This window comes from Marinococcus halophilus, assembly GCF_002265875.1.
GTDB classification, from domain to species: domain Bacteria; phylum Bacillota; class Bacilli; order Bacillales; family Marinococcaceae; genus Marinococcus; species Marinococcus halophilus.
The window spans coordinates 167,545-185,119 of sequence record NZ_NPFA01000006.1 but is presented as its reverse complement, the minus strand read 5'-3'; the positions used below and the strand labels follow the sequence as shown (position 1 = coordinate 185,119).

Genomic DNA, 17,575 nt, shown 5'->3' with positions numbered 1-17,575 from the left:
TATTATTAAAGTTCAGCAAGTACTTTTTCAATTCGTTCAGCCGCCCAGTCGAGATCCTCCTTTGAAATAACGAGCGGCGGGGCGAAACGGATAACAGTTTCATGTGTTTCTTTACAGAGAATTCCTTTTTCTTTTAACTGCTCACAGCAGGCACGCGCCGGAATGTCGAGCTCGATGCCGATAAACAGCCCTCTGCCTCTTACTTCTTTAATATGAGGGTTTGTGATAGCAGCAAGCCTTCGTTTAAAATACTCTCCGAGTTCGAGTGAACGGGGAGGCAAGCTGCTGCTCTTCGATCACTTCCAGAGAAGCAATCACTACTGCGCAGGCCAGAGGGAGGCCGCTAAATGCAGAGTCGTGGGCTCCCGGGGTGAAGATACCTGAATAATTTTAGGATGGCGGTGTTCCTGATTGACAGCCGAATAAGCACTCAGCATATCGATATAGGAGCGGCCTTACGGATCGTTCACCCATACGCCTTCCGCTTCAGTAATAACGATGGGAAGCGGTGTGTAATTATGGGCACCGTGTTTATCGTTCTGATCGATAATCTGCCTCGAAGACATTGTTTCTGACATACATACCCACTCTTAAAGTAAGGTTACCGTAAAGGTTGCAAAAACTATGCCAACACTAGCAAAGGGTTATAGCGGGGAAGTGCCGGTTAAAAAAGGAAAGAAATGAAAGAAATGAAAGAAATTTTGCGCTCAGTGACTAATTTTTTTGCACTTTTTTGAAAGTTCAAATGTAGCAATTAATGAAAATGACGCTCAGGTATAGCTTGTGTCTGCTGCTATGTGTCTGCCTGTGAACCTTTGGGCTGAGTCTATTCATTCGTTAAAAGCGGTTTGGCAAAATAAAAAAACACAGTAAAAAGGACCGGCTTTTCAGCTTCGGTCCTTTTATATTTCCCGGGTAATAAACCATTTTTATTCTAATTAGCTGAAAAGCGTTGGAGCATCAGGCACCGCTTTTGGTTTTCCAAGTAAATACCCTTGTGCTAAACCGAAGCCCAATTCACGGACACAGGTTAATTCTTCAGGCCGTTCAATTCCTTCCGCCAGTGTGGTAATCCTGTATTTTCCTGCTCGTGAAACAATTTTCTCCAGCCGCTGCTGTTTTTTAATGTCCTGGTCGCAATGATCTACCAGCGAACGGTCGATTTTTACGTAGTGCGGCTGCAATTCTTCCATAACGTCAATTGTGGAGTAGCCTGCTCCAAGATCGTCTAGAGCAACACGTGCACCGCGCGAGTTAAAGGTCTGAAAAATACGGAGCAAGTGACTAAGGTTATCAAATTTTTCTGTTTCCACTACTTCAAACACAATGTCCTTCATAGAAATGCCTAGTCCCCTTATTTTGACAAATGTGGAAAGAAGACAGTGGTCCGGGTCGTAAACCGAAGAAGGCAAAAAGTTAATAAAACGTTTAATGCCAGGCTTTAGATGTTTGGCGCTTGTGGTAATGGATGCGATGCGTGACCGGTGGTCCAGAAGCGGTTGAAGGCCGCTCTGCTGGGAAAAAGAAAACAGCTGGTCCGGCTGGAACTGAGTAGCATCAATCTTCGGCCGCATAAGGAATTCGTACCCCATCACCTTATCGGTACTCAGCTGGATAATCGGCTGCATGTGGTGAGTGAATTGCTGCTCGTTAATAATCGTCATAAACGAAGGACGGGTCAGCCGTTCTTTCAGTTGATGGAAATTAATCATATTCGCGTGGGATTGCTGGTCTTTCCCTGTCCAGGTTCCCTGTAAATCTGCCGGGTCGCCAGGGAATACACGTTCAATGAAATCAAGAAAGGGGCCTAGTTTCTGGACAGCAGAGTAGCCATAATGAAGTGTTGTACCCTGCATATAGGAAATATAGCCGCTTTGCAGCAGGCGGCCATGGAGATCACGAAGCACCTTAAACGACTTATGGGAGAATACGAGATACCCGGAAGATTCCAGATCAGGCAGGGCCGTACAGTTGGAGCATTGATTCATGATCTTACATCCTCCTATTCAAAACGTACGCTTGTAAAGCTCTATTACTATCCATTTTATCGGATACCAAAAGAAATTGTTAAAAAAAATAAAAAAACAGAGAAAAGGCTGGTGCCTTTTCTCTGAGGTATTATTTACTGTGCTTCTTTTTTTGTTTCATGTTCAATCGAAGAAGAGGCTGTAATACCTTGATTTCGTGCCATCGCTTTGGCTGCCTTCGGCGCAAGCCAAAGTGTTGGCAACAGAATTAGGGAAACAGGCACAGCGGTAACAACAATAAATGACTGGAGAGCGTCCACGCTGCCTTCACCGATGAACAATAGGCAGGCAGCCACAGCCCCCATAATAACCACCCAGAAAACACGAATGGCAGGATGAGGTTCTTCGCTGTCACTGACTACAATTGAAATTGTGTAAGACATGGAATCTGTTGTAGTAACCACAAAAAGAATGGTAACCAATAAAAAGCAAAAAGCGATAACAGTGCCAAGCGGCAGCTGTTGGACGATTGCCATCATCGAAGCAGGCATGCCTGCTTCGAACAGGGCGTTAGAAACAGAGCCCGGATTGTTTAATTCATAAAATATACCGGAGCCGCCAACAATAGTGAACCAGAAGTTTGTTACGAGCGGGGCAATGATAGATACGGCCAGGATCAGCTGCCGGATTGTTCTGCCCCGGGAGATTCTCGTGATAAAAATAGCCATCATCGGGCCATAGCCTAAAAACCATCCCCAGAAAAAAACGGTCCATAAACCGAGCCATTCATTATTTCCACGAAAGCTGCTCATTTGGGCAAATTCCTGCGTATAAACTCCGAATGAAGAGATAAAGGCGTCCAGGATAAAACCGCCCGGGCCGATAAGCAAAATAAATAAAATCAAAACAATCGTAAACCATACATTAAACCGGCTTAAAAGCTGAATCCCTTTATGAATACCGGTGACTGCGGATATAGAAGCAATAGCTACAAGACCGGCAATAATTATAAACTGGGTCGGGTAATTATTAGGGATTCCCATGAGGGTCTCAAAGCCATAGCCCGCCTGAGTGCCTAAAAATCCAATAGGACCAATAGTACCGGCAGCCACCGACACAATAGAACAAACGTCCACAATAGTGCCAAGCGGGCTATGAACGGCGATTTTTTCGCCAAACACTGGATAAAGAAGCGTCCGCGGACGAAGAGGCATTCCTTTATCATAATGAGCATGCATTAACACTATAGTACTCAGTGTTCCAAGAATAGCCCAGGCGAGAAAGCCCCAGTGTAGAAAGCTTTGAGCGAGCGCAGGCTGTACTGCTTCAGAGGAACTGCTCTCAAGCCCGGAAAATACCGGCGGAAGATCCATGAAATGATAAATAGGCTCCGCTGCGGCCCAGAAAACACCACCGCCGGCGAGCAGGGTACACATGATGATGGAGAGCCATTTAAAATAGCTGAATTCCGGTTCTGCTAGATTACCAAGGCGCACGCGTCCGTATTTTGAAAAGCCAATGTAGAGTCCGATAAAAAAGGTGGCAAGTAAAAGAATCTGCCAAAAAGCTCCGAAAAAGGTAACGGCCCAGTTAAAGGTGGTAGTGACAAACTGGCCTACAGCTTCAGCATTAATAAGAGAAAAGACAACAAATAAAATCAACAGTCCACCGCTTAGAAGCGTGACCGGCCAATCATTATTCTTCCAATGATTAGGGGATGGTGAAGACACGAATATTCCTACTTTCTTTTAAAATGAAGTAATAATTTATGCGGATGTAGAAAAGGCGGTATAATTAAACGCGTTTCTGGCAGCCAGACACAAAAAGTAAATCATAGTAGAACCGGAAGCCTTCGTCAATGAAAAAAGCCCGTGCCCCCAAAAGCTTCGGTCTGTGATAAGGCTTTGAAAATACATAATATTTGTTAAAAGAAATGGTTTCTTCTGTATTAATACAGAAGAACATGATGAAAGATAATTCGATTAAAGGAAAAAATAGTATAACGAATGGCGTTGAACCTCTAAAAGATAGAGGATAATAAAAATTCAAAAAATTATTATAAAACAGTTGACTCATTCTGATTACTGTTATAATATAGTCTCAAACAAACAAATTGTACTATAACAGAAAAGGCAGCTGAATTTCCAATTTGTTAATCTGAAGAAAAAGGAGAGAGACACATGATTCGTCAGGAAGATGTAAAGCAGATGGAAGAAGCCTGGGAGAACGAGGAACGGTGGAAAGGAATTATACGCCCGTATTCGGCGGAGGATGTGCTGAAGCTTCGCGGCTCGATCAAAGTAGAATATACACTCGCTGAGATGGGAGCGAATCGTCTTTGGAATTTAATGCAGGAGGACCCGTTCGTCCGGGCACTCGGGGCACTTACCGGAAATCAAGCCGTGCAGCAGGTGAAAGCAGGATTGAAAGCGATTTATTTAAGCGGCTGGCAGGTGGCCGCTGACGCTAACCTCTCCGGCCATATGTATCCGGATCAGAGCTTATATCCCGCCAACAGTGTTCCCCACGTAGTGCAGCGTATCAACCAGGCGCTGCAGCGGGCGGATCAGATAGAGCACCTTGAAGGAAACGATGAAACGAACTTCTTTGCTCCAATTGTAGCTGACGGGGAAGCAGGATTTGGCGGCCGTCTGAATGTGTTCGAATTAACCAAATCGATGATCGAAGCGGGAGCAGCCGGTGTACACTTTGAAGACCAGCTCGCGTCTGAAAAGAAATGCGGCCATCTGGGCGGAAAAGTGTTGATTCCAACAAGCACGGCTATACAAAATCTTATTTCAGCAAGACTTGCAGCAGACGTAATGGGCGTACCGACGATAATTGTCGCCAGAACGGACGCGAATGCGGCAGACTTGCTTACAAGTGATATTGACGCCTATGACCACTCATTTATCCGAAGCAATGAACGGACCGAGGAAGGCTTCTACCGCACAAATAATGGTCTGGATCAGGCAATTGCCAGAGGACTTGCTTATGCTCCGTATGCCGATCTGGTTTGGTGTGAAACCTCTGAACCCAATCTGGAGGAAGCACAGAAGTTTGCAGATGCGATCCATGAAAAATTTCCAGGAAAAATGCTTGCCTACAATTGCTTACCTTCCTTTAACTGGAAAGCCAAGCTGAGCGATGAAGAAATTGAAACCTTCCAGGAGCAATTGGGCGAGATGGGCTACAAGTTCCAGTTTGTTACTCTGGCCGGCTTCCACGCTCTTAATAACAGTATGTTTGAACTAGCTGGAGGCTACAAGGAACGGGGCATGGGAGCTTATTCCGAGCTTCAGCAAAAAGAGTTTGCCAACGAAGACCATGGCTACACAGCAACCCGCCATCAGCGGGAGGTTGGTACAGGATATTTCGACCAGGTAGCTACTACTATCTCAAGTGGAAAATCATCAACGACAGCAATGAAAGGCTCTACCGAATCGAGTCAGTTCAGCCGCTAAGTATATAAAATTATAAGGAGGTTTTTCCGGTGAGGGAGACAATGATGGAGTATCAAAGCGAAATGCCGACAATGATTTGCAGCGACTGCGGAGGCGAAATCACAGAGCACCAGGAAACGCCGATGATTCAATGTGATCATTGCTTAAGCAAAACGGAAGAATAAAAATTATTAAAGCCGGCATCCTGCGAAACAGCAGAATGCCGGCTTTTTTACTGTCTATGTTTCTATAAGAAAGCTCTCAGTCCAGCCATAAAATATCCGGAGGCTTGCCGTGTTATGGCAAGCCCCCGGGCAGGGGGCAATACTATTTGATTTCTGCCTTTAAGCGGCTTTTAGCTTCCCTGCGGCGTTGGTGCAGGATGGGCTCGGTGTAGCCATTAGGCTGATGGTACCCCTGAAAAACTAAATCGCAGGCGGCTTGAAAGGCAGTCGATTGTTCAAAGTCTGGGCTCATCGGACGGTATTCAGGATCGTGGGCGTTTTGTTCATCCACGACAGTTCCCATGCGCTTGAAGGTATCCATGACCTGCTGTTTGGAGCATACATGGTGGTGAATCCAGTTAGCGATATGCTGGCTTGAGATACGGAGGGTGGCCCGGTCTTCCATAAGAGCTACATTATTGATGTCCGGCACTTTTGAGCAGCCGATACCAAGCTCGACCCAGCGTACGACGTATCCAAGGATGCCCTGGGCATTGTTATCGAGTTCTTCCTGGATTTCAGCCGGGGACCAGTCTTCTTTAGCAGCCACAGGTATAGTTAAAATAGAAGCAAGGTGTGACTCAGACACCTGTTTTAAATCTTTTTGAACCTCCAGCACGTTTACCTTGTGGTAATGAAGAGCATGGAGGGCAGCAGCAGTCGGTGACGGGACCCAGGCGGTGGAAGCTCCGGCTTTTAACTGTCCGTCCTTCTGATCCATCATAGCGGCCAGCTGTTCGGGCATCGCCCACATGCCTTTACCGATCTGGGCACGCTGTTCGAAGCCGGCAGTAAGGCCGGTCTGGACGTTTGATTTCTCGTAGCTTCCGAGCCAGGCAGAGGCTTTCATTTCCCCTTTGCGGATCATCGGGCCTGCTTCCATAGAGGTGTGAATTTCATCTCCGGTCCGGTCCAGAAAGCCCGTATTGATGAACATGACCCGGTCTTTTACTTCCTTGATGCAGGCTTTTAGGTTAACTGTGGTTCTTCGTTCCTCATCCATGACGCCTATTTTTAAGGTGTGACGTTCTAAGTCCAGCATGTCTTCAATCCGGTCAAACAGTTTGTTTGCAAAGGCGGCTTCTTTAGAACCGTGCATTTTTGGTTTTACAATATAGATAGAGCCGCGGCGGGAGTTTTTGTATTTCCCGTTGCCAAGCAGGTCGTGTTTGGCAATAAGGCTCGTAATGACGCCGTCCATGATGCCCTCTGGAATTTCCTTTTCATTTTCATTTAATACAGCATCGGTGCTCATCAAATGGCCGACATTTCGGTTTAGCATTAGAGAACGGCCTGAGAGGACAAATTCTTCCCCTTTAGGAGAAGTAAAGCTGCGGTCGGGGTTCATGACACGTGTCATCGTTTTATCGCCCTTTTGAAACCAGGCATTAATATCTCCCTTGATGAGGCCCAGCCAATTGCGGTACACCATTGTCTTATCTTCTGCGTCCACAGCGGCTACAGAATCTTCACAGTCCATAATGGTCGTAAGCGCTGATTCGGCGACAACATCTTTTACTCCTGCCGGATCAGTTTTGCCGATGGGGTGCCCATAGTCAATTTGGATCTCGATGTGCAAACGGTGATGCTTGAGAAGGACAGCTACCGGCTGAGCGCTTGCGCCCTGGTAACCTGCGAACTGCTCAGGGTGCTGAAGCTTGTCTTTACTGCCATCTTGAAAAGAGACTTCAAGATGTCCGCCTTCGATGGAGTAACTGGAAGCTTCCTTATGAGAGCGGTGGCGCAGAGGGAAATATTCGTCCAAAAATTGTTTAGCGTAAGCAACGACCTTTTCTCCGCGTACAGGATTGTAGGCTTTCTGCTGCTGAGCTCCGTTTTCTTCATTAATGATGTCGCTTCCATACAAAGCGTCATAAAGGCTTCCCCAGCGGGCGTTAGCAGCATTAATGGCGAATCGTTCATTGCTGATAGGAACCACAAGCTGCGGGCCGGCCTGCACGGAAATCTCTTTGTCTATATTCTCAGTCGCAATTTGAAAATCCTCCGGTTCAGGCTCAAGATAGCCAATGCTTTCAAGAAAAGTCCGGTACTGTTCCGGCTCCCAGCGGGGGTGAGCCTGATGCCATTCGTGAATCTGATTCTGCAGGTTATCTCTCGTGTGAAGAAGAGCCTCGTTTTCCGGAGTTAAATCGTGAATAAGCTGGCTGAAGTCTTCCCAAAATTGTTTTTCCTCCAGACCAGAGCCGGGTAGTGCTTCTTCATTGATAAATTGGTATAAAGAAGGGTGAACAAAAAGCCTGCTTGCAGATCGATACGTAACCATGCTATTCCTCCTTTAGAGTAAGAGAGCAGAAAAAATGCTCCCACGGTATAACCTTATTGTATTATAACAGTTATATAAATATCAATACTGTTATATAAAATTGTGAAGGTTCGTCAAAGGAAATTTTCTTTAGTATAGTGGAAGCGTTAGAACTAAAGAATAGAAAGGGAAATACAATGACTCCGCAAATAGTACAATTCCTTGTGACGGCACATCTTTCAATGGTGGTCATCCTGCTGATATTGTTCGTTTCTGCAAATATTTTTTATAAGAAGGGAAGAAAAAAACCTGCTTCTGGAATACATTACGCCCTGCGGGGCGCTTACTTGCCGGGATTGATTTCCGGTGGGTTATTAATAGGCCTGACTCCGGATTTTCCTGCTATATTTTTAAAGGCTGCCACTGGCCTGCTGACTCTTATTTTTATGGAAATTCATCTCAATCATATAATCGGTCATGAGCGTCGCCCGAAGTTCGCTTTTCTTACGTATTTTATGATCGTGTTTACACTTATGCTAGGGCTGGTTTTTCCTTTAGGAATATCTGTTTAGGAATAAAATTAGAAACACCTGTAGAGATGCGAAATGGAGATAGAAGCCTGAAGCGAAACGAGTATACATCGGGCAGAAAACAGGATAAAATAACTAACATATGCAAAAATTTTGAAATAGCATTTGAATGGATATTTTCTACTTCAAGCAGAAAGGTGTTCCTTCTATTATGATTCAAAACCCCAAAGGAAAAGAGCGGATCGGCCTGGCGTTGATGCTTAGTATGCTTGCGATACTAGGACCGCTTAATATTGACATGTATCTGCCAAGCTTCCCGGGAATAGCGGCAGATTTGAATGCCCGCGCTTCAATGGTGCAGCTTAGTTTGACCGCCTGTCTTGTAGGTCTTGCCGTCGGTCAGGTAATTGTTGGGCCAATTAGTGATGCAAAGGGAAGAAGAAAGCCGCTTTTAGTTTCTATCACGCTATTTGCGGCCGCTTCGTTTGTCTGTGCGATTGCCCCAAATATATACATATTGATTGCTGCGAGACTGCTGCAGGGCCTAACCGCTTCTGCCGGGATTGTTGTTTCAAGGGCAGTGGTAAGAGATATTTTCAGTGGAAAGGAACTGACTCAGTTCTTTTCATTATTGATGGTCATTAACGCTATCGCCCCTATGGCAGCCCCGATGATTGGGGGCGCTATTTTACTCCTCCCATTTTCAGAGTGGTCGACGATTTTCCTTTTCCTCGCGGTCGTCGGGCTTGCCATCGTAATTACAATTGGTTTTCGGCTTGAAGAGACCCTTCCGGAAGAAAAAAGAACGCCGAGCTCACTTAAATACACGATCCGCACCATTGGCGATTTGTGGAAGGATCGATCTTTTATCGGCTACGCATTAACGCTTGGCTTCGTACATGGGGGCAGCTTCGCCTACGTTTCCGGCACACCGTTTGTGTATCAGGAGATTTACGGTGTCTCTGCCCAGGTGTTCAGTGTGCTTTTCGGCATTAACGGCCTGGCGATTATTACCGGAAGTTTTTTAATCGGCCGTCTGGCTGGTATTATTGCTGAACGCAAACTGCTTCGCACAGCGGTGATCACAGCTGTCAGTGCGAGTTCTTTTCTGCTGGCAATGACAATCATTGAAGGCCCGCTTGCCCTTCTGGTTATACCTATATTCATTTATATGACAGCGATGGGGATGGTGCTGACAAGTTCATTTACGCTGGCGATCGCCAAGCAGGGTCACCGGGCAGGAAGTGCAAGTGCCCTCCTCGGCATGCTGCCGCTTTTAATCGGTTCCATTGTTTCGCCGCTAGCGGGTATTGATGAAACAACAGCTGTGCCAATGGGAGCTATTATGTTTATTACGACCGTATTTGGACTGACGGCTTTCAGTACGCTCAGTGAACGTCCGCAAAAAGGATAAAACAAAACCGGTACGCTGTGTTGGAAGCGTACCGGCTTTTTATATCATGGCATTTCAGGATTGAACATTTTTTAATTTTTCCGGTGTTACATCGTTACCTTCGGGATCCTGGACGGTAGTGGTGAGAAGAGTTGCTTCCATCGATCCGCGGATCATTTGAAGGTACTCTTCACGAAGCAGTTTTTGCTCCTGCTGTTCACGTGCAGTAAGTCCCTGGTTTACTTTTTTTCGAGCCAGTTCGTTAATGCGAGGAAGCGTTGCGATCATGTGAATTCCCCTTTCGTTTTATACCCATACATGTATATGGTATAAAAATAGTATAGCAGAAGCCTGCTGCATATGCAACCCAGGGGCAACAGGCGGGATTCTTAATGCTTCAATTCCTGAAATTTGGTGACGGCTTCCACACGATTGCTTACTTCAAGCTTATCAAATATAACAGAAATATAGTTTCTCACAGTACCGTTGGTAAGAGATAGCTGCCGGGCTATGGCTGTAGTGCTTTTTCCTTCGGCGATTAGCGTAAGTACTTCTTCTTCACGTTTAGTAAGCGTGGCGGCTGTATCGTAGACCAGGTCCACTAAGTCAGGGGAATAAACCTTTCTGCCGCTCATAATAATACGGATGGATTGAGCCAGTTCTTCGCTTGGGCTATCCTTCAGAAGGTAGCCGCTGATCCCTGCTTTTCGGGCCCGTTCGAAATAGCCGCTGCGGGCGAAGGTGGTGAGAATAATAATCTTGCAGCTACTGTCCTTTAGTTCTTCAGCTGCCTCCAGTCCGCTTTTTACAGGCATTTCAATATCCATAATGCATATATCGGGCTGTTCCTCTTCAATGAGGGCCAAAGCCTCCTGTCCATTTTCCGCTTTGCCGACGACTTCCATATCTTCCTCTAAATCCAGTAAAGAACCAAGCGCTCCTAAAAGCATCTGCTGGTCCTCCACAATTACAATTCTTATCATGGCTGACGGCTCCTTTATTTAATTTGCTGCACCACCAGGGGTACTTGAATAGCAAGCTTTGTTCCTCTGGAAGAATAGCAGCTCAACTGGCCGTTGATGAAACTGAGGCGCTCTTTAATGCCCTGGAGCCCGCTTTCGGACCAGGATTTCTGGTCTGAAGAGATGCCCTTGCCGTCGTCTTCGACTGTAAGGGAAAGGCTGGTTGTTGATTGCTCGATCGTAATATAACAGTTTACTGCTTCACTGTGTTTTACCACATTGGTCACGGCTTCCTTTAAACACATGCTGAGCACGTTTTCAATGAGAGGCGGCGCTTCGTTAAAGGCGGCGCTGCCCTTTACATGAAGATTAATGCCTGCGGCCTGGAGAATTTCCTCCACACGCAAAAGCTCGTCGCTCAACTTCGCGCCTTTCATATTTGATACAAGCTCCCGAACTTCTTTTAATGCGGTGCGGGCGGTCTGATGAATGTCTATTAATTCTGCCTGGGTTCGTTCAGGTTTCGTATCGATTAATTTTCCGGCGAGTTCACTTTTTAAACCAATCAACGAAAGCTTTTGTCCAAGAGTGTCGTGAAGGTCCCTGGCAATACGCTGACGTTCTTCAAGAACGACAAGCTGGGAGATACGTTGGTTCGCTTCCTGGAGCTCAGTTTCAAGCTTTTCGCGTTTGTTTCGGTTGTATATGTTAAAAGGAAGAAGAATAACTCCGATAACGCTGATAGCAATAAAAGGAAGCTGCATCATAAACAACTCATTTTGAACGTAAAAGCCGGTAATAACCGCGGCCAGAGTAGTAATAAGGTGTAGAATGTACAGGGTAATAAAGCCGGCTTTATGCTGGATGTTTCCAATAAAGAAGGCTAAAAACAGGGAAAAATAAACATAACCAAAATAAAGGGTCATGCCGATGCTGATGATCATTTCAATGCTCACAGATAAATAAACCGTCCAGCCTTTTTTAATGAAGGATAACCGATAGGTGGTAAAGAATAGCAGAATCATACATACGCCGAGTATGATTTCAAAGTAGGCGGCAGAGCGGATAATAAAATAAAACGGCAGCAAACAGAAAATGATCCATGCGTATAAGCTGAGGCCCGTGCTTTTTGGAAATATGTCGAACCAGTGATGCATAAACGGGCTCCTTTTTCATGAGACGTAGCATTTCTTTATAAAAGTATAGCAAACCCCTCTCCGTTATAGAGAAGGGTTTGTGTTTAAGATTTTTTATCCGACGGCACAGGGGAAGCTAACGCATCCTTTGCTTGTCTTTTGCTGCGAATATTTGCTTCTTTGAAGCTCACAAATGTTTTGTTTGTTTCATCATACAGGCGGAAGCGAATGGAGGTCAGGCTTGTCCATAAAGTGATGGTGGTCGCCTGCTGCAACGGTTCAATATTTTCGTGGGTTTTTGCTAAATTATAGTTTGGCACTCTCGGGCTGAGGTGATGGACGTGATGATAGCCAATGTTGCCGGTGATCCACTGCAGGACTTTCGGCAGCTGGTAGTAAGAGCTTCCATCTACTGCAGCCTTTACAAAGTCCCATTTGTCTTCGTTTTCAAAGTAGGAATCTTCGAACTGGTGCTGAACATAAAAAAGCCAAATGCCGAGAAATCCTGCGGTGAACAGCATTGGGATTTGAATAGCGAAAAAAGCAGCCCAGCCAACAAGCCAGATCAGCAAAGTGTAAATCACGACAAGGGAAATGTTCGTAAAATACGTGTTCAGCCGTTCTTTTCGTTTTGCATTTTTACGATTGAAGCGATTTTCAATAAGAAATAAGTAAAATGGGCCTAAAAAGAAAAGCACGAACGGGTTGCGGTATAAACGATAGCTGAGTCGGAGCCACCTGCTGGCATTTTGGTATTCATCAACGGTCATTACCCAAACGTCTCCGGTGCCCCGTTTGTCGAGATTGCCGCTCGTGGAGTGATGGATCATGTGGCTTCTTTTCCATTTAGCATAGGTGAAGTGGGTAATGATGCCGGTTAACGTGCCGACACGGTCATTCGCTTTACTGCTTTTGAAAAATGAACCATGCGTACAATCATGAAAGATGATAAAGGTACGGACGATAAAGCCTCCGGCGATGATTGCAAGAGCAACAGTTATCAGTGGAGATATGGAATACGCTGCGTACGCAAGCACCCAAAGGGCCAATAAAGGAAGGATAGAGTTGCATAACTGTATAATACTGGCTTTATGGTCAGAACGTGCATACGGCGCAGCGCTCTTTTTTAATTGCATTTGTTCTTGTCTGCTCATGATTGATTGCTCCCTGCTGTATGGGTTATGTATTTATTAATAGGATATAAAAATTAGGCTTTGTCTGTAAGTCATAGACGTCAGGAGGAAAAAATGACAAGTGTCATATGCGAGTTGAAATATGTGGAAGGAAATAAAATATGTTCAAAAATGAGCGGGCAAAGTAAAGTCTCACGGCGAATGCATCCTGGGCAGACCAAAGCCTCTGAACATACAGTGGTTCAGAGGCTTTGCATTTTTATAAAGCGTAGTTTGAACGAAGGGCGTGAGTCAGTTCAGAAACAATATCAATATCTTTAAAGCTGATACCAAGCTGGACAGCGGTTTGGGCCATTTCCGGCCGCATACCGCACAGCGTAGTTTTTACACCGACCAGCTTTAAAGCAGTGGCGAGCTGCATGATGCGCTGCGCGACGAAGGTAGTAATATCGCGAACGCCCGAAAGGTCAATATACAGGCGCGTTAATTCGCTTTCTGTACATTGCTTTAACGTATGCTCTACAATAACCTGCCCCCGTTGTTCGTCAATGTGGCCGATAAGCGGAAGAAGTCCGGTTTTCTTTTGAATTAAGATGATCGGAGAGGAAAGTTCTAAGATCATCGCTTCTTTCAGCTGCATCTGTTCGTTCATATGATAAATGGCTTCTTTCATGAACGCCCGTCCGGCATAGTCGAAAGCCTGCAGGGCTTTGCGCTGCCAGTTGAGCACATGATCGATTGGAATTGATTCCTCATATTGATGCACAAACAGGCGGATCTGCTCTAAAATAGCGTTACGGTAATAGGTGAATTCTTCCTGAATAGTCAGCATCGGCTGCCACATTTCTTTATTTTCTTCAACAATAGCACCTATTTTTTCTTCAAAGTGTTCATAAAACTGGGTTTCTTCCTCCCGGAACACATGAATAAGTTCCTGGGCAAAAACTTTTTTCATTTCTTCGAGCTTTTGGTTTGTATATTCCCCGGAAATATTGTCAGAAGAACTCCCGGATGATGAGTCACGCATGGTATCTATATGTTCGATCAAGTAATCGTATAAGGAGTCGTCAGCTTTTTCCTGGTTAAATTGCACGGGCGTTGTCCTCCAAAATAAAAGTATGGTGCCGAACAGTCTAATTATAGAGCTTTGAGGGGAAAGTCACAAGTTATCTATCCGTATTCATACCACATAATTCCCATCGTTTCGGCTCCGCCATGAACACCGATCACCGGGCTGAGAGGGCAGAGGTGAATCGAGAGGCCGGGGGACAGTTCCTGAATCTTTTCTTTCCATACTTCGGCTTTTTCTTTCGTTGTAGTATAAATAATGCTCATATTTTCGACACGGAAGGAGGTTATGGCATCCTCAGCAATCTGTAGAAGCCTGCTCTCCGCTCGTTTTCGGGTGCGAATTTTTTCAAAGGGGATAATCTGTCCTCCATCGAAGGTGAGAAGAGGATGGATTTTTAAAAGAGTACCAAGAATCAGTTTCCCCCGGGAGATCCTGCCTCCTTTATGGGCCTGTTCGAGACTTCCAAGCAGTAAGTAACCCCTGGCATGGCTCGCCATCTCTTTTAACTGTTCCTGTATTTCCCCTGGGGTGCTGCCTTCGTCTGCCAATTGGGCTCCCCTCACCAGCAGGGGGCGAATGCTCCCAGCCCCCATTTTTGAATCTACCGTGAAAAGCGGGAAGCCGGCCATCTCAGCTGCAAGTTCCGCTGTCTGAAGAGTGCCGCTCAAATGGCTGCTAATATGTACAGCAATTCCTGCATCGTAAGAACCCTTTAACTGTTCAAACAGCTCGGCAAAGCTGCCGACAGACGGCTGGCTGGTCGTTGGGAAAACTTCTTCATGTGGAAGGCGCCTGTAAAATTCATCCGTTGTAATTTCAATATTTTCCTTGTAGCTTTCATTATCAAAAACTACGGATAAAGAAACGATATGTATATTGTACCTCGCGGCTGTTTCTGCATCGATAGAGCTGGTGCTGTCTGTGATAAGGGCTATGCGTTGTGTCATTCTTCACCTCTTTTTATCCATATTGATTTGATAGCGTTCTCACTATTCTTTGAAGCATTATACAGAATTATGGGCAGGAATTCGAATGAATCCCAGTGCCCGTGTAAAAATAACGGCAAAGAAAAACATGTCCGGGCCCATACAGGTGCCGGGACATGTTTTAGTTAAAAAGCAGGGCGAATAGAGAAAAGCCAATTACGACGGTGAATAAAACCGTCATATGATTCAGCGAAAAGATGAACATTGTAGTGGCCCATTTTTTGCTGTCCATCCGCCGGTAGCATATAAAGCTTGCTGCAAGCCAGGCTGCGCTTAATACGAAGGAAACACCGACGATAAAGCTGCTGACGGGGAGAAAAAGAAAACTCGAGAGGGTTAACAATACAAGGTAGACGTTTGTCTGTATATAGGTTCTGCGGTTCCCTTTAACTACCGGAAGCATTGGAATGCTTGCTGCTTTATATTCATCATGCCTGCGTATAGCGATAGCATAGAAGTGCGGCATTTGCCATAAAACCATAATAACGAAAAGCCCGAGAGCTGCCGGATGGAAAAAATCATTGGATATAGCAGCCCAGCCGATAAGAGGCGGCACTGCTCCGGAAATACTTCCGATCTCTGTATTATAAATCGTGCGTCGCTTGCTCCACATCGTATAAGGGACAACATAAAAGAATAATCCAATAAAACCAAAAAAAGCTGCGAGCGGTGAAGCTGCATATAAAAATCCTAACCCCGTAAGTGTCATAACACTTCCCAGTATAAGTGCATTTTTCAGCTGCATCCGGCCAGTTGCCGTAGGGCGGTTTTTCGTCCGGTCCATAATTTTATCAATGTCGCGGTCGTACAAGTTGTTAAACGTGCCGGCAGCACCGATAACGAGACCCGAGCCAAGTGTGGCAAGGACTATCGCTCCAATTTTATCGAAAAAAGCGATATTGTGAATATATAAAGCAAGGGTAATCCCTGCAAACATAACGATTAAATTGGATTTAATAATCCCTGTTTTAATCGTTTCCGCCAGTACTTTACGAAGTGCCTGTTTCGGGGCAGCGAGGGTTCCTTGTTGAACAGTTCGTTCGATATTTTCCGATTTCATTTTATTCCCCCCAACCGTGTTCATCCGATACTAATGTACCACATATATCGTTAAAATTAGAGATATTGGCGAAAAAGTTCGCTATCTTGTCAATTGTTTGTGAACGATTCATGACAAATTCATCCCTGTGATACGTACTTCGTACTTTTAGCAAACAAAATTATATTCTCACATTAACTGCATATTGGCAAGTGTTACCTACCGGCTGCTCAGCAGCGGAGGCAAATGTAAAAAAAGAAAATTGTTCATACTCTGCCCTGCCGTCATAAAAGCCGCCCAAATGATGGGCGGCTGGGGATCAGCTGTGTTTTGTTTTTAATTCATGGAGCATTTCATGCACAGCGTGAGCGACGCCGTGTTCGGTATTTGTTTTTGTAGAAAAGCGTGAGACCTCTTTGACTTCCGAGACAGCATTACCCATGGCAACGCTCCGGCCTGCCATCTGGAGCATATTTAAATCGTTAAAATTGTCCCCCAGGGCCATAACATCCTCAAGGGAAACTCCCAGCTCGAGCGCAAACTCCTGAAGAGCGAAGCCCTTTTGAGCACGTACGTGGTTTAATTCGAGATTTCCTATCCCTGAAGAAGTAAGGGCCAGCTCATTATCGTCCCGAAGTTCATATTTCATCTGCTCGAGTACGGAAGCTTCCGAAGAGAAGGCGAGCATTTTATACACTTCGAGGTCCTTGGAGTCGAGAATTGAAAAGAAATCATCTGCGAACTGAAAGTTTTCATCCTCGAGCCTGCGTGCAGCATATTGTTCTGCTGCAGCTGTCGTCAGCTCTGGGTGGGCTGTCTGCAGCATCCCTACGACGACATTCATATATGCTTCTCTTGACGGGGCAAAAATGCCCTGGCTGGTAAATAATTCAATGTAGGAACCGGCAGCATGGTGTACAGTTAAAATTCGTTCACAGGAGCTTTCTGTGATTGGGGCAGAGCGTTGTACTTCTTGTCGGTTTTTGTAAGTAACCGCACCGTTCATGCTGATAATTGGGTAAGAGAGTCCTGCCGATTTCAACGGCCTGTTTGCGGCTTCATATGTCCGCCCGGTAGCGATGACGATATCAATGCCTTGTGCCGAAGCTGCCTGCAGTGCTTCGGCGTTGTCTTTGCTGATTTCTCCGTTTTGATCCAGTAAGGTTCCGTCCATATCCGTTGCAATTAGTTTCATTTCTTTTCCTCCGATATGCTCTCGATCTGTTTAGCCTCTTTAATTGTTACTTTCTATTATCGAACACTTTTTCCAAGTCATCAACTTTTTTAACTGCAGCAGAAGCGCGGAAGAAGGAAAAACATCGACAGCTTATCTTACAAGGTAATTGAAGAATTCGTAATTTTTCGACAAACTGAGAGTAGTTTGTGAAGAGTTCGGAAAACATATTTCGCTCTGCGGGAGGGCGGTG

16 protein-coding genes and 1 pseudogene are annotated in these 17,575 nt (G+C 45.4%); 4 read left to right on the top strand and 13 right to left on the bottom strand.

What is annotated here, in order from left to right; all coding sequences use genetic code 11:
- Window positions 1-5: 5 nt before the first annotated feature.
- The 4 genes and pseudogenes from CHL76_RS08215 to CHL76_RS08205 form a co-directional block, all read right to left on the bottom strand.
- Window positions 6-378, bottom strand: a pseudogene (locus CHL76_RS08215) (aminotransferase class III-fold pyridoxal phosphate-dependent enzyme); the annotation flags it as partial.
- A gap of 77 nt (window positions 379-455) precedes the next feature.
- On the bottom strand, window positions 456-578 hold the full coding sequence (locus CHL76_RS17460; RefSeq protein WP_371862260.1) for a hypothetical protein: 123 nt from the start codon (window positions 576-578) through the stop codon (window positions 456-458).
- A gap of 360 nt (window positions 579-938) precedes the next feature.
- Window positions 939-1,988 carry an EAL domain-containing protein gene (locus CHL76_RS08210; protein ID WP_079475209.1) on the bottom strand — a complete coding sequence of 350 codons (1,050 nt, stop codon included), beginning with the start codon at window positions 1,986-1,988 and terminating at the stop codon, window positions 939-941.
- A 134-nt stretch (window positions 1,989-2,122) separates the two neighbouring features.
- Entirely contained in the window at window positions 2,123-3,697 is a 1,575-nt protein-coding gene (locus CHL76_RS08205) for a BCCT family transporter (protein ID WP_094908282.1), read from the bottom strand.
- Window positions 3,698-4,147: 450 nt separating this feature from the next.
- On the opposite strand from CHL76_RS08205, the gene aceA reads away from it, so the two are divergent.
- Both aceA and CHL76_RS16825 read left to right on the top strand, forming a co-directional pair.
- Window positions 4,148-5,431: an isocitrate lyase gene (gene aceA / locus CHL76_RS08200; protein ID WP_094908281.1), complete on the top strand. Its 1,284-nt coding sequence runs from the start codon at window positions 4,148-4,150 to the stop codon at window positions 5,429-5,431.
- 29 nt (window positions 5,432-5,460) lie between these two features.
- The gene (locus tag CHL76_RS16825; protein WP_233133275.1) at window positions 5,461-5,595 is read left to right on the top strand and encodes a YhfH family protein; all 135 of its coding nucleotides are present in this window, start codon (window positions 5,461-5,463) and stop codon (window positions 5,593-5,595) included.
- A gap of 142 nt (window positions 5,596-5,737) precedes the next feature.
- Here the strand turns inward: CHL76_RS16825 and CHL76_RS08195 are convergent, their stop codons facing one another.
- Window positions 5,738-7,918 carry a malate synthase G gene (locus tag CHL76_RS08195; protein WP_094908280.1) on the bottom strand — a complete coding sequence of 727 codons (2,181 nt, stop codon included), beginning with the start codon at window positions 7,916-7,918 and terminating at the stop codon, window positions 5,738-5,740.
- Between the two features lie 137 nt (window positions 7,919-8,055).
- Between CHL76_RS08195 and CHL76_RS08190 the strand changes: the two genes are divergently transcribed.
- Together CHL76_RS08190 and CHL76_RS08185 are read left to right on the top strand one after the other, a co-directional pair.
- A complete protein-coding gene (locus tag CHL76_RS08190; protein WP_143745407.1) occupies window positions 8,056-8,469 on the top strand; it encodes a DUF1516 family protein in 414 nt (137 codons plus the stop codon).
- Window positions 8,470-8,638: 169 nt separating this feature from the next.
- Window positions 8,639-9,841 carry a Bcr/CflA family efflux MFS transporter gene (locus CHL76_RS08185; protein ID WP_079475214.1) on the top strand — a complete coding sequence of 401 codons (1,203 nt, stop codon included), beginning with the start codon at window positions 8,639-8,641 and terminating at the stop codon, window positions 9,839-9,841.
- 54 nt (window positions 9,842-9,895) lie between these two features.
- Here the strand turns inward: CHL76_RS08185 and CHL76_RS08180 are convergent, their stop codons facing one another.
- From CHL76_RS08180 to CHL76_RS08145, 8 genes are all read right to left on the bottom strand, one after another.
- A complete protein-coding gene (locus CHL76_RS08180) occupies window positions 9,896-10,108 on the bottom strand; it encodes a DUF896 domain-containing protein (RefSeq protein WP_079475215.1) in 213 nt (70 codons plus the stop codon).
- Window positions 10,109-10,209: 101 nt separating this feature from the next.
- Window positions 10,210-10,803: a response regulator transcription factor gene (locus tag CHL76_RS08175; protein WP_079475216.1), complete on the bottom strand. Its 594-nt coding sequence runs from the start codon at window positions 10,801-10,803 to the stop codon at window positions 10,210-10,212.
- 14 nt (window positions 10,804-10,817) lie between these two features.
- On the bottom strand, window positions 10,818-11,939 hold the full coding sequence (locus CHL76_RS08170; protein WP_094908279.1) for a sensor histidine kinase: 1,122 nt from the start codon (window positions 11,937-11,939) through the stop codon (window positions 10,818-10,820).
- A gap of 83 nt (window positions 11,940-12,022) precedes the next feature.
- The gene (gene desA, locus CHL76_RS08165; protein WP_094908278.1) at window positions 12,023-13,072 is read right to left on the bottom strand and encodes a Delta(5) desaturase DesA; all 1,050 of its coding nucleotides are present in this window, start codon (window positions 13,070-13,072) and stop codon (window positions 12,023-12,025) included.
- A 238-nt stretch (window positions 13,073-13,310) separates the two neighbouring features.
- Window positions 13,311-14,144 carry an STAS domain-containing protein gene (locus tag CHL76_RS08160; RefSeq protein WP_079475219.1) on the bottom strand — a complete coding sequence of 278 codons (834 nt, stop codon included), beginning with the start codon at window positions 14,142-14,144 and terminating at the stop codon, window positions 13,311-13,313.
- 77 nt (window positions 14,145-14,221) lie between these two features.
- On the bottom strand, window positions 14,222-15,070 hold the full coding sequence (locus CHL76_RS08155) for a DegV family protein (protein WP_094908277.1): 849 nt from the start codon (window positions 15,068-15,070) through the stop codon (window positions 14,222-14,224).
- A 160-nt stretch (window positions 15,071-15,230) separates the two neighbouring features.
- Window positions 15,231-16,169 (bottom strand): heme o synthase, encoded by a 939-nt coding sequence (gene cyoE, locus CHL76_RS08150; protein WP_094908276.1) that lies wholly within the window; start codon window positions 16,167-16,169, stop codon window positions 15,231-15,233.
- A gap of 298 nt (window positions 16,170-16,467) precedes the next feature.
- Window positions 16,468-17,343 (bottom strand): Cof-type HAD-IIB family hydrolase, encoded by an 876-nt coding sequence (locus tag CHL76_RS08145; RefSeq protein ID WP_079475222.1) that lies wholly within the window; start codon window positions 17,341-17,343, stop codon window positions 16,468-16,470.
- Window positions 17,344-17,575 lie beyond the last annotated feature (232 nt).

What these genes read in the sequence shown, in the direction of transcription:
- CHL76_RS17460 (WP_371862260.1), bottom strand. Translation starts at nt 578, where the DNA reads ATGTCAGAAACAATGTCTTCGAGGCAGATTATCGATCAGAACGATAAA.
- CHL76_RS08210 (WP_079475209.1), bottom strand. Translation starts at nt 1,988, where the DNA reads ATGAATCAATGCTCCAACTGTACGGCCCTGCCTGATCTGGAATCTTCC.
- aceA (WP_094908281.1), top strand. Translation starts at nt 4,148, where the DNA reads ATGATTCGTCAGGAAGATGTAAAGCAGATGGAAGAAGCCTGGGAGAAC.
- CHL76_RS08195 (WP_094908280.1), bottom strand. Translation starts at nt 7,918, where the DNA reads ATGGTTACGTATCGATCTGCAAGCAGGCTTTTTGTTCACCCTTCTTTA.
- CHL76_RS08185 (WP_079475214.1), top strand. Translation starts at nt 8,639, where the DNA reads ATGATTCAAAACCCCAAAGGAAAAGAGCGGATCGGCCTGGCGTTGATG.
- CHL76_RS08180 (WP_079475215.1), bottom strand. Translation starts at nt 10,108, where the DNA reads ATGATCGCAACGCTTCCTCGCATTAACGAACTGGCTCGAAAAAAAGTA.
- CHL76_RS08175 (WP_079475216.1), bottom strand. Translation starts at nt 10,803, where the DNA reads ATGATAAGAATTGTAATTGTGGAGGACCAGCAGATGCTTTTAGGAGCG.
- CHL76_RS08170 (WP_094908279.1), bottom strand. Translation starts at nt 11,939, where the DNA reads ATGCATCACTGGTTCGACATATTTCCAAAAAGCACGGGCCTCAGCTTA.
- desA (WP_094908278.1), bottom strand. Translation starts at nt 13,072, where the DNA reads ATGAGCAGACAAGAACAAATGCAATTAAAAAAGAGCGCTGCGCCGTAT.
- CHL76_RS08155 (WP_094908277.1), bottom strand. Translation starts at nt 15,070, where the DNA reads ATGACACAACGCATAGCCCTTATCACAGACAGCACCAGCTCTATCGAT.
- cyoE (WP_094908276.1), bottom strand. Translation starts at nt 16,169, where the DNA reads ATGAAATCGGAAAATATCGAACGAACTGTTCAACAAGGAACCCTCGCT.
- CHL76_RS08145 (WP_079475222.1), bottom strand. Translation starts at nt 17,343, where the DNA reads ATGAAACTAATTGCAACGGATATGGACGGAACCTTACTGGATCAAAAC.